Here is an 11829-nt window from a genome sequence, read left to right on the forward strand (position 1 = left end):
TGCTTTGAGCATTCATAAGAGCCTTTAGTTCTGATTCACTCTCTTTAATGTGTAAGTCTATTTGTTTTGCCATAAGGCAATTTACAAATAATTGAGTAAATTAACAAGAGAAATGGTATAATAAATAAAAAAACGGAACATTTTCTTTCGTTAAATTTATTTTTCACAAAAAGTTTTAAAACGATTTAAAATAAAATCCCAACCTTTTTCACCATTCATAGTATCTCTATAACTTTTCGCTCCCTCTCCGTGTTTTTCAAAATTAAAATGTGTAAAGATTAATTTTGTAGATAGTTTTGTATCCTCAACAAATTCAATTTTAATATCGCTTGAATTTTCAGGATTGGGGACTGGTTCACGTTTAGGGCTAATTTGCCATTTTAAAGAAATCTGCTTATTCTCATCAAATTGAACCACCCGCCCCCAATCGCAACGAAATCCGTAAGGGCCAGTTTCAGTACAAAGTCCGTCCTTTTTCCCATCAATTTTTATTTCCTCTAATTTTTCTTGCGACCAAGTGTATTCCTGTGGCTACCAACTATTAATGTTCTTTACGAATTTCTGAAATACTTTATTTGTGTCATTTTCTATTTTAATAATTTTAACTATTTTTTCCATTTTTAACTGTTAATTACATGATTATTTATATTTAAAAATCCTCTAAAATTTTAATTATTTATAACTCAAATAAATTAATGATTAACCCATTTGATTATCTGATTTTGATTGTAAATTCAAATGGTTATATTTAAAGCTATGAGTAAAATAGTACCAAAAATTATTGAGAAAAAAGTAAATAAAGCGTTGTCATTTTATCCTAAATTAACGGAAACTCGCATAGAATTTAGGATAAAGGAAAATATAAAAAAATCGACGATGCAGGCTCAGCCCAAATGGGATTTTATTTGGAAATCAAGAAAAAACAGAGCTTATATAATTTTAATCAGCAACAAGTTTAAAATTGAAGATCAAGAATTCAATACTTTAGACATTCCTTCTGATGTCTTCATTGGATGGATAGGACACGAATTAGGACATATAATGGATTATGAAAATAAAAATAAACTGAGTCTTATTTTATTTGGAATAAAATACTTTTTTTCTGAGAAATCAATCAAAGAAGCCGAACGAATGGCCGATACTTTTGCGGTTAATCATGGTATGGCCAATTATATTTTAGCAACCAAAGATTTTATATTGAATCATGCCAGTATAACCCAAAAATATAAATCGAGAATTATTAAATATTATTTATCGCCAGAAGAAATTATGGAACTTGTTGAGGAACAAGGGTAATTATTTTGAAATAAATTTGCTAAACAAACCCTTGTTTATAATTACTTCATCTGCTCTTCGACAAACGCTTCCCAGTTAGCGAATTTCTCCTCGCCCATTACACGTTCCATTTTTACCTGACCACCTTTTTTCTTATTATGGCCGTTCCAGTCATGAAAGATAGACGGTTTTATCAATTTAACTTTTACACCTTTTAAAGCTTTAGACCTTGCTACTTTATAGTTTTTGTTGGCTTCTTTTAAAGCCACATCTAATTTTTCTGCAACTTTCTGAGTATCTAAATCTGTGTTTTCAGTCCCTAAATACCAACTATGATAATAATCTCCATCAATACGTTTGGCGGAAATAGTGAATTCGGTAATCTTTATGTTGAACTGTTTTTCGAGTTCTTTTACTGCATCGTTCATTTTATTTACTGACAGCTGTGAACCTACCACATTTAAAAAGAATTTAGTTCTACCGGTAATTTTAATTTCGGCACGTTCAATATCCGTAAACTCAATAGTATCTCCAATTAAATACCTCCATGCACCGGCAACCGTACTAATAACTAAAACATAATCTTGATTTAATTCAACTTCTGCTAATGTTTTAACCTCCGCATTTGGCACCAAAGAACCATCCTCTTTAATATATTCAGGCTTAAAAGGTACAAACTCAAAGTAAATGCCATTATCCGTAACTAGCTGCATTGCTGTGGTTTCCGGTCGAGCTTGAAAAGCAATAAATCCCTCAGATGCCAAATAGGTATCAATAACCGTTATAGGTTTGCCCAACAAGGCATTAAAACTTTTTTCATAGGAATCGAATGCCACCCCGCCCGAAGTATAAACTTGCAAATTAGGCCATATTTCATGGATGTTATCTACTTTATGATAATCTATAACTTCTTGCATCATCAATTCCATCCAAGAGGGAATACCGCTTAATGCACCAATGTCCCAATTTTTTGCGTTTTTCGCTATTTTTTGCACACGGGTATCCCAATCATCAATTTTAGCGATTTCTTTACCTGGTTTGTAATAAGGTCTGAACCAAAAAGGGATGTTACTCGCACTAATTCCACTTATTTCACCTTCCAAATGATCGTCTTTTTCTTGTAATTCCGTTGAACTCCCCAGCATCATAATCTCTTTTTCAAAAAAATCTGGTGGAAGATCAAAGTTGTTTAACGCCAATACCTGATTAATACCAGCTTGACGAATGGCATCTAACATGGCATCAGTAACAGGAATTCTTTTACTTGTTTTGCCAGTAGTGCCTGAACTCAAAGCAAAATAATTTGGTGAACCCGGCCAAGTTACATCTTCTGCACCATCATGTAGTTTATGCCACCATTCTGAATTCGTTTTATTGTAATCAAAAAATGGAATAGTATTGGCAAAGGCTTCTGAAATATTTCGCGACTTTAAAATATTCTCAAATTTATAATGTTTGCCAAATTCTGTGTCTTTTGCTGTTTCTAGCAATTTTCTTAGCACTTCTTGCTGAGCTTTTATTGGGTTGGTATCTGAAGTTAATTTATCCGATATTTCAATTACACCTTTAATTATATTTCCTAAAATTGCCATGTTTTTTGTATAAAATAATTGACGGTCATTTTTGTACACTTCAAAATAACCGTCTAAATATTAGTAACTTATTTTTTGATTTATGCCACCATTTTTCTACATTCATCAATGCAAATTCTACAAGCTTCCGCACACGCATGGCAATGATCGTGATCGTGCATTTCACATTGTTCCGCACACCATTCGCAAACATCTGCACAAATTTCAACATACTGTTTGGCAAAATAACTCTGGGCAACCATAAATTTTATAGCGGTTAAACAAGCATCAATACATAAAGCACAACATAATGGGCATTCATTGTCACTTTCTTTTCCCGACATTTGAGCCAAACAATTTTGGCAACTTACAATACAATCTTGACAGGCTTTTATACAAGCATCATAATTAATTTTAGTAGTTTTCATAAAAGTTAAGTTTTAGAGTTTTATATATTTTTACGTATAAAAAATTTTAGAGTTAAAGTAATCTAGTTTAGATTGTCTAATGCTTTTCTATTGACTCTGTTTTCGGCAATTTCATTTAAAGCATTATTAGCATCGTATTCCTCGTTTAGAATCTCTTGTAATTTTTTCGCTATTTGTCTAAGACCTAATTCTTTGGCATACCTTACCGCAGTTCCATAACCCGAAATTTCATAATGTTCAATACGCTGTGCTTCAGCTATTAATCCAGCATCCAAAACTTCATTATCTTCCACTTCTTTCATAAAGCTTTTAGCTTCTTTAATTAGACCTTTCATGGCATGGCACTTTTCTCCAGAAGGAGAAATATTAAGCTCTCGACAAATGGTCTCAAGCCTGCTTTTTTGTTCTTTGGTTTCTTTTAAGTGATTTTCAAAAGCTTTTATAAGCTTTTTATTACTCGCCCTATCAACCATTTTGGGAATAGCTAAAATTAGCTGTGTTTCGGCACTATATAAATCTTTTATCTGGTGTTTGAACAAATCTTCTAACGTTTTCATATCTATCATTTTTTTCGATTATTTAATAAAAACTAAAGTAAAGTATAAGTTGGTTACCGATTAACTATAAAGATTAAAAAGTTAGCTCAATAAGAAAAGATATAATTTTGTTAAACGGGAATTTAGAGGTAAGAACTTAATGTTCTCGTTTTCTATTATGCACCAAAGTATAATTTATGGATTTTATTAGCGTTTAATTTAACCAAAGGTTTATAAGCCCTTTGAATATGTACAGACCAAGGATGAAAACGGTTCTAAAAATACTACTCGCCCCATTTTTATGGGTTGCACAATCATGTTCGCCCTTAGGAAGTCCAGTTGATGATGAGCTTTCTAAAAATCACTATTACAACAACTCAAAAAGCGATGTTATTTACAGTATGAACGGCAATTGGTTTGGAATTGGCAAAACTGAAATGAATGTTGATGCGAAGAGCTTTAAAGTATTGTCAGAATATTTTTCTAAAGACAAAAATCAAATCTATTTTATGGCTAATGTGGTAAAGCATCCTGACGTTGACATTTCCAGTTTTACTTCAAATACTACAAATTTAAAACATGACATTGGTGTAGATAAAAATTCCGTTTATTATGTTGAGAAGAATAACTTGCGTATTATTCCCAATGCCAACCCAAAGTCATACCAAAAATTGAATATAAGTTGGGGCAAAGACCGTGAAAATTATTTTTACGAACATAAAAAAGTATCTGTAGATTATAATAGTTTTAAAATGTTAAACCGTCAGTTTAGCATAGATAATGATAGTGTTTATGTACATCATTATGGCGATTTTAAATCTATTGATGCTGATGTTACTTCGTTTAAAATCCTTGAAAAAAGCGATTATGCCTTTGACAATTCTAGGATTTATTATTTTTATATTGCAGATAATGAATTTGGTTACGAACTCTTAGAAATACCTTATATATTAGGCTCAAAAATGGAATTATACAATAAAAATTATCTGCGTATAGATGATAAAGTCTATTTTATGGGGCAACCCGTTCCTGGCGTAGCCATTAACAGTTTTAAAATATTGAGCGATGTTTATGCCAAAGATTCGGTACATGTCTATTTTAATGGCAAAATAATCTCTGAAGCTGACACAAAAACTTTTCATATTCCAACAGGTGAATTTGTACCAGAGGATAAAAATGGTTCTTACATTGGGGGTAAATTAAAGTCGAAAAGTTAAAAGGTTATTGATTAAAAATTTAAGTTTGGATTTTTATCTATTCTTGACCAAACCCAAACTCCGTAAAATCCTAAAAGCAATTCAGCTGCTATTCCAAAAACATAAGTAGAAGTAGGTGCCCCATCTAAAGAGATACTTATAACTCTACCAAAACCCAACCCCAACATAAAAATAATATTGGTAATAATGGCTATTTTTAAATAATTGGCTTTAAAAATTCCCAACAACCAAAGAGTAGAAAATCCTAAATACAATCCCATTATGGCTTTAAATTGATTGTGCTCATCTACGGTTTGTAAGTAGATGTCAAAATTTAATTCAGGCTTGAAACCATAAATAAATGCAACAGGAACAACAATTAACACTGAAATAATTAAATGGATTTTATTGATAAAATCGGCTTTGGTTTTAATCATTTCTTTGAGTTATTAAAGTCCTTCCCTTGGGGAAGGATTTAGGATGGGATTTAAAAAGTAACGTTTTTCTCAACAATTTTTCCATTCCTATCAACTTTCACAGTTGTAGTTTCTCCAGCTTTAAAAGTTGATAACGCTTTCATATAGCCCATCATATCGTCAATAGGATTATCACCTAATTGCACTACAACATCGCCTTTTTGCAATCCTGCTTTTTGTGCAGGTTTATCCTCGCTTACACCGTCAATTCGCATTCCTTTTCCGTCGAACATATAGTCAGGTACAACGCCTAATGTAACTTTAAAACGAGGAGCTTCTTCACTTTCATTTTTGGTTTTTCTAAAAGGTAATTTGCCATTATCATCCAAATCGGTAATGATGTCGAAAATATAGTTGGAGATGGTTTCCATGCCTTTGTAATTCAGTTTATCGGAATCATCGCCAGGTCTATGATAATCTTCGTGTTGACCGGTAAAGAAGTGTAAAACGGGAATGTTATTTAGGTAAAAAGAAGTATGGTCAGAAGGTCCAACACCAGACTCTTTAATAATTAGTTTAAAGTCATCGTTATAAGCATTTACGATATGTTTAAAAATTGGTGATGTTCCCACCCCATAAACGGCTAAAGCATTATCTTCTTTCAAACGTCCAACCATATCCATATTTAGCATATAATTTACCGAATCAAGATTTATAGTTGCATTTTTCACAAAATAATTTGAACCTAATAAACCCATCTCTTCCCCAGAAAAAGTTATAAATAAGTAATTGTTTCCTGTATTTGCTTTCGCTAATTTTTCCGCTAAGTTTAACAGAACAGCAACGCCACTCGCGTTATCATCTGCACCATTGTGGATCAATTTTTCTTGTCCTCTGTACAAAGAGCCTTCATCACCATAGCCCAAATGGTCATGATGTGCCCCGATGATAATTGTCCGTTTAGCATTATTATTATTGTAACCCAATACATTTCGTCCAGTAATTGTATTGTTGCTAGTTGTATCAGAGAAATTCACTTGTCCGTGAGGATGTGTCTTAGGCGTAAATGTAAAATCTTGAAAATATCCGCTATTGCCTTTAGGTTCCAAACCGATTTCTTTAAATCGTTTGGCAATATATTCTGTTGCAGTTTTTTCGCCATCGGTTCCTGTTCCTCGGCCTTCTAATTTATCATCGGAAAGGAATACAACATCCTTGTAAATTTGAGTTTCCCTTTGAGCAGTCGTTTTTCCGAAAAAAAGTAAGGCAAAAAAAGCTAGAATGATTATCCGATTCATCGTAATAGTATTATTTTTGGCAAAATTAGGCAATAATTGCCATTTATTATAGCAATTATTTAATGGCGTATAAAACATTTATAGTTTTAATTGTTGGATGTTGTGAAGATTTAGAATCTACTTTTAATTAAATAAAAATAAGCATGAAGTATATAGTTACTACATTATTTGTATTACTTGCATTTCTTATGTTTTCTTGCAAAACACAAAATACAACTCAAAAAGTCGTAAAAAAAGTAAAGAATACCGAATCTGTTTTTTTTAATTCCGAAGGAAAATCGCTTGTTTTTCCTGAAGAAAAATATTTTAAATCGTTGAGGCAAATCACTTTCGGTGGCGATAATGCCGAAGCATATTGGAGTTTTGACGACAAACAAATTGTATTTCAATCAAACCATAAAAAGTGGGGTGTTGAATGTGATCAAATGTTTTTGATGAATGCTGATGAAACGTTGGATAGTTTAGTGGCCCCACCTATGTTAAGTACCGGAAAAGGACGTACCACTTGTGCATATTTTTTGCCCGATAACAAGCATATTGTTTATGCTTCCACGCATTTGGGAGGTGAGGAATGTCCCGATGCTCCGTTGCGTAAAGAAGGAAAATACGTTTGGCCGATCTACGGTAGCTACGATATTTTCGTAGCTGATTTAGAAGGAAATATTACCAAACAGCTAACAACAGAAAAAGGCTACGATGCAGAAGCTACGGTTTCTCCAAAAGGTGATAAAATTGTATTTACTTCTGACAGAAGTGGTGATTTAGAACTCTATACCATGAATATTGATGGTACAGATGTAAAGCAAATTACTTTTGAATTGGGATACGATGGTGGAGCGTTCTTTTCACCAGATGGCACAAAATTAATATTCCGTTCTTCACGTCCAAAAACCGAAGAAGAAATAAAACAATATAAAGATTTATTGGCAGAAGGTTTGGTAATGCCAACCGAAATGGAATTGTATATCTGCAATGCGGATGGTTCTGAATTACGTCAGTTGACCAATTTAGGAAATGCGAACTGGAGTCCGTTTTTTCACCCTTCTGGTGAAAAAATATTGTTCTCCTCTAACTTTGAGGCAGAACGCGGTTTCCCGTTTAATTTATATATGATAGACCTTGATGGAAAAAATCTTACTAGAGTTACTCATGGGGAAACGTTTGACGCTTTCCCTGTATTTTCTAATGATGGCACAAAATTGATTTTTTCTTCCAATAGAAATAATGGTGGTGGTAGAGATACTAATTTGTTTATTGCGGAGTGGGTGAACTAGTTTTTTTATTTTCGCTATCGGCTCGGCTATGATTAGTTGCGGCGTTAGAAATCCGCAGGATTTCCCGCCGTACACTAAACATACTAATAATGCGTAGATTTTCCGCAGGAAAATCCCTAGCAATTAATTATAGGCTTTGTTATGTGCTGGCTTTTCTTTTTATCAAATCCGTATTGAGTATTTCAATCAGTTTTCCGATTGCAACAACATGCGAACCTTCCCCCACTTCAAACTCCATTCCTATTTCCAGCTTATTTTCGAAAAACTGCGGTGAAAGAATCATTATTTCGGCTTTGACAATTTCACCAGGTTTAACAGAATCTTGTCCAAGAAAGGTTTGTTGTCCAGAAGTCATCATTTTTGAAAATGGAAACTTCACATGCGGTCTGTAACCCGATCTAGCAGGAGTGCGTCGCCCTCCTTCTTCCGTCGTCCGATATTTTAGTTCCGCTATAAAATCCGGTGATTGAGTTTCAAAGGACATATTTAAATTATTTTCAGCTTGCACATAACGTCGATGATATGAATTCGTTTTAATGATTTATATCTACCGATAGCGAAGTTAACCGAAAATAAATTAAGAATCAAACTAAATAATAATGTTATTCAACAAACCAACTTATAGCCAAACCCTCTAACGTTTAAAATTTGAATAGAATCATCTTGCTTTAATTTTTTACGAAGTTTGGTTATAAAAACATCCATACTTCTTGAGCTAAAAATATCATCATTGCCCCAAAGTTTATTTAATATGATTGAACGATCTAAAACCTCATTTTTATTTTTATACAAATTAAATAATAAATGAGCCTCTCTATGGGTAAGCTGAATTTCTTTTTCAGTTTTAAACTTTAATAACTGTCTTCTAAAATCAAACGTATAATCTCCAAGTTGAATAATTTCTATCGTTTTCTGCAAATCGGTGCGTTGCAATAAATTATTAATACGAACGATTAATTCTTCAATAGAAAAAGGTTTTTTTACATAATCGTTACCACCAATTGTAAAACCTTCAACAACATCTTTGGTTTGAGATTTAGCGGTTAAAAAAATAATAGGAATCTCATCATTTTCTTTTCTAATTTCCTTTGCCAAGGTAAAACCATCTTTTTTAGGCATCATCACATCCAAAACCAACAGCTTGGGTTCATGTTCTCTATATGTTTTTAAAGCAATTTCACCGTCGGCACAAAGGAGCACATTAAAGTCTCTTGTTTCCAAGCTTTCTTTTATTATTTGCCCTAAAGCGGGCTCGTCCTCAGCCAACAATATGGTTACCTTTTTACTCATTGGGTATTGTTATTTTAAATGTGGTTAAGTTATTGCTTAAATGCACCTGGATTGTACCATTGTGTTTTTCAACTATTTTTTTAGCATAATATAAACCGATTCCAAAACCTTTTACATCATGGGTATTCCCTTTTGGTACTCTATAAAACTGTTCAAATATTTTATCTTTATTTGCTTTTGTTAATGAGTTTCCATTGTCAGAAATTGAGATTTCAAATTTATTTTTCACTTGTTTGGTTTCAACAATAATTTGGTCTCCACCATATTTTATCGCATTATCGATAATATTGTTGATTACATTTTCAAAGTGAAATTCGTCTGCTTTTATAATGATGTTTGAAGCATTATTTTTGAAGTCAATGGTCTTGTTCTTTAGTTGGAAATCATGTTTGGCAATTATGCTCTGAATCAGTGTCGTACTATTTATTTCATCAAAATTTAAATTAAGGTTATCACTGTCTAAAGAGGCTGTTTCCAATAACTTTTCAACCATAATATTCAATTTAGACAATTGGTCGGTTGATATGTTTAAATACGTTTTCGTCTTTTCTTTATCGTCAATAGCGTTAAAATTCATTATGCTTTCCAAGGCTACGCCAATGGTGGATATTGGTGTTTTAAACTCATGGGTAATATTATTTATCAGGTCGTTTTTAACCTCTGCCAATTGTTTTTGTTTGTAAATTGTTTTTAATAGAAAAACTAAACTGGCAATGATGCCTGCGGACAATAAAAAAGACAATAAAATACTGACGAGAGATTTTCTTAGTAAAATAGCAACTTCATCGGTAAAAAGTAGTTCTAAATTACCTCTTCTGGGTAAAAATGTAGATTTAGAAGTGGCTACTAAGTATTCTTTTGGAAAATTTTCAAGATTCAAACTCCTTGATTCTGTTATTAAACTGTCTTGAGCATCACGTCTTCTATAATCATATTTCAACCCATAATTTATATTGAGATTGTGGCGAGCTAACTCTTCTGATAGATGGCTATCAAGTTTGGCTAAATCCATACTATCTCTGGAAATTGAAATAAAAACTTTATTTATTAAACTGTCTATATTTTGGGGCAAAGTTTTATCGGTAGTATAAAATGGATAGTTACTATTTCTAAAATCTTTTATGAGGATAGGTTTTTCATTTTCTAATTGGGATATGTTCTTAAGTGTGCTGTCTATTTTAGTTCTTAATTCATTTCTTGATGGGCTATTAACCACAATAGTATCCGTTCTTTCCTCAAGATTAACATTGTATTTAATAATGCCCGTTCTTGTAAGGTTGGCAAAATAAGCTTCTACAGAATTGTCCAAACTCCGCTGTACCTTGCTTATCAGATGTTGTTTATTAATTTGATACTCCTTGAAATTCCAGAACACCTGCACACCAATTGTTGCAAGAATTGTTAGGACAATAAAGCCCACTACCCATTTGTAGTTTTTTTCGTTCATACTTCAAAAGTAAAGACAAATCTAATGTAAAACTAATCGGTTAACAATCGTTAACACTAGTTAACTTAAGCATAGTAGGTTAGTTGCTATATTTGTAGTGATTGAAAAATTCAAAAAAAATGAAAAAAGTTGTTATTACTATTATTTCACTAGCGTCTTTTTTAGGGTATAATTTAAATGCTCAAAACTTTCAAGGGAAAGCCTATTATCAGTCAAAAACCACGGTTGATATGGATAATTTTGGCGGTGGGCAAATGAGCGAAGAACGAAAAAAACAAATTGCAGAACGGATGAAAAGTATGCTTGAAAAGACCTATATACTTACTTTTAATGCCTCAGAATCTATGTACAAGGAAGAAGAAAAGTTAGAAGCACCAGGTGGCGGTGGTAGAGGGTTTAGAATGATGGGAAGTTTTACCGCAGGCAAACAATATAAAAATGTAAAGGATAAACAGTTGTTGCAAGATCAAGAGTTTTTTGGCAAACAGTTTTTAATTAAGGATTCATTGCCTCAATTGGAATGGACTATGGATGGTGAAACCAAACAAATCGGCCAATACATGGCTATTAAGGCTACAGCTGTTAAAAAGGTTGATGAAATGGATTTTAGCAATATGAGAAGAAGAAACAGAAACAATGATACTGATAAACCAAAAGATTCTACAAAAAGTGACAATCCAATGGATGAAATTGAAGTACCCAAAGTAATAACAGTTACTGCTTGGTATACACCGCAAGTACCGGTAAGCCATGGGCCAGGAGAATATTGGGGTTTGCCAGGGTTGATATTGGAAGTATCTTCGGGAAGGACAACGATTTTATGTTCTAAAATTGTGATGAACCCTGATGAAAAAGAAGAAATTAAAGCTCCAACAAAAGGCAAAGAAGTTACCAAAAAAGAGTATAACGACATTGTAAAGAAAAAAATGGAAGAAATGCGTGAGATGTATGGTGGTAGAAACAGAGGGGGCGGAAGAAGGAATTAGAAGCCGAATGTCAATTCGAAACCCTAATAAAATTTTTTAAAGACGAATGGATTGACAGAGGAAAAGCAAAAAGTCCTCCCCTTTTTTCAAGGGGAGAGCTTGTGCTGAATTG

At 32.9% G+C, this 11829-nt stretch carries 13 protein-coding genes; 4 read left to right on the top strand and 9 right to left on the bottom strand.

Features of this window, described 5'->3' with window-relative positions:
* Positions 1 to 156: 156 nt before the first annotated feature.
* A complete protein-coding gene (locus UMM65_RS11200; RefSeq protein WP_321976735.1) occupies positions 157 to 492 on the bottom strand; it encodes an SRPBCC domain-containing protein in 336 nt (111 codons plus the stop codon).
* A gap of 264 nt (positions 493 to 756) precedes the next feature.
* On the opposite strand from UMM65_RS11200, the gene UMM65_RS11205 reads away from it, so the two are divergent.
* Positions 757 to 1296 carry a hypothetical protein gene (locus UMM65_RS11205; protein ID WP_321976636.1) on the top strand — a complete coding sequence of 180 codons (540 nt, stop codon included), beginning with the start codon at positions 757 to 759 and terminating at the stop codon, positions 1294 to 1296.
* A gap of 41 nt (positions 1297 to 1337) precedes the next feature.
* Here the strand turns inward: UMM65_RS11205 and UMM65_RS11210 are convergent, their stop codons facing one another.
* The 3 genes from UMM65_RS11210 to UMM65_RS11220 all read right to left on the bottom strand — a co-directional run bounded on the left by UMM65_RS11210 (position 1338) and on the right by UMM65_RS11220 (position 3831).
* Positions 1338 to 2867 (bottom strand): GH3 family acyl-acid amido synthetase, encoded by a 1530-nt coding sequence (locus UMM65_RS11210; RefSeq protein WP_321976637.1) that lies wholly within the window; start codon positions 2865 to 2867, stop codon positions 1338 to 1340.
* A gap of 80 nt (positions 2868 to 2947) precedes the next feature.
* Positions 2948 to 3274, bottom strand: coding sequence for a four-helix bundle copper-binding protein (locus UMM65_RS11215; protein ID WP_321976638.1), 327 nt, complete (start codon positions 3272 to 3274; stop codon positions 2948 to 2950).
* A 62-nt stretch (positions 3275 to 3336) separates the two neighbouring features.
* Positions 3337 to 3831 (bottom strand): YciE/YciF ferroxidase family protein, encoded by a 495-nt coding sequence (locus tag UMM65_RS11220; protein ID WP_321976640.1) that lies wholly within the window; start codon positions 3829 to 3831, stop codon positions 3337 to 3339.
* Between the two features lie 242 nt (positions 3832 to 4073).
* Here UMM65_RS11220 and UMM65_RS11225 point away from each other — a divergent pair, with 242 nt between their 5' ends.
* Complete coding sequence (locus UMM65_RS11225) at positions 4074 to 5027, top strand: DKNYY domain-containing protein (protein ID WP_321976641.1); 954 nt, start codon at positions 4074 to 4076, stop codon at positions 5025 to 5027.
* A gap of 11 nt (positions 5028 to 5038) precedes the next feature.
* Here the strand turns inward: UMM65_RS11225 and UMM65_RS11230 are convergent, their stop codons facing one another.
* Positions 5039 to 5443, bottom strand: coding sequence for a DUF4345 domain-containing protein (locus UMM65_RS11230; protein WP_321976642.1), 405 nt, complete (start codon positions 5441 to 5443; stop codon positions 5039 to 5041).
* Between the two features lie 50 nt (positions 5444 to 5493).
* Positions 5494 to 6720 (bottom strand): M28 family peptidase, encoded by a 1227-nt coding sequence (locus UMM65_RS11235; protein WP_321976643.1) that lies wholly within the window; start codon positions 6718 to 6720, stop codon positions 5494 to 5496.
* A 143-nt stretch (positions 6721 to 6863) separates the two neighbouring features.
* Here UMM65_RS11235 and UMM65_RS11240 point away from each other — a divergent pair, with 143 nt between their 5' ends.
* A complete protein-coding gene (locus UMM65_RS11240; RefSeq protein ID WP_321976644.1) occupies positions 6864 to 7994 on the top strand; it encodes a TolB family protein in 1131 nt (376 codons plus the stop codon).
* A 139-nt stretch (positions 7995 to 8133) separates the two neighbouring features.
* Here the strand turns inward: UMM65_RS11240 and UMM65_RS11245 are convergent, their stop codons facing one another.
* From UMM65_RS11245 to UMM65_RS11255, 3 genes are all read right to left on the bottom strand, one after another.
* Positions 8134 to 8478 carry a hypothetical protein gene (locus tag UMM65_RS11245; protein ID WP_321976645.1) on the bottom strand — a complete coding sequence of 115 codons (345 nt, stop codon included), beginning with the start codon at positions 8476 to 8478 and terminating at the stop codon, positions 8134 to 8136.
* A 122-nt stretch (positions 8479 to 8600) separates the two neighbouring features.
* The gene (locus tag UMM65_RS11250; protein ID WP_321976646.1) at positions 8601 to 9284 is read right to left on the bottom strand and encodes a response regulator transcription factor; all 684 of its coding nucleotides are present in this window, start codon (positions 9282 to 9284) and stop codon (positions 8601 to 8603) included.
* Positions 9277 to 10731: a sensor histidine kinase gene (locus UMM65_RS11255; protein WP_321976648.1), complete on the bottom strand. Its 1455-nt coding sequence runs from the start codon at positions 10729 to 10731 to the stop codon at positions 9277 to 9279. The genes UMM65_RS11250 and UMM65_RS11255 overlap by 8 nt, the downstream gene beginning before the upstream one ends.
* A gap of 119 nt (positions 10732 to 10850) precedes the next feature.
* Between UMM65_RS11255 and UMM65_RS11260 the strand changes: the two genes are divergently transcribed.
* Positions 10851 to 11717, top strand: coding sequence for a GLPGLI family protein (locus UMM65_RS11260; RefSeq protein ID WP_321976649.1), 867 nt, complete (start codon positions 10851 to 10853; stop codon positions 11715 to 11717).
* The last annotated feature ends 112 nt before the right edge of the window (positions 11718 to 11829 follow it).

It is taken from the genome of Aureibaculum koreense (genome assembly GCF_034296135.1).
In the GTDB taxonomy this organism is placed as follows: Bacteria; Bacteroidota; Bacteroidia; order Flavobacteriales; family Flavobacteriaceae; genus Aureibaculum.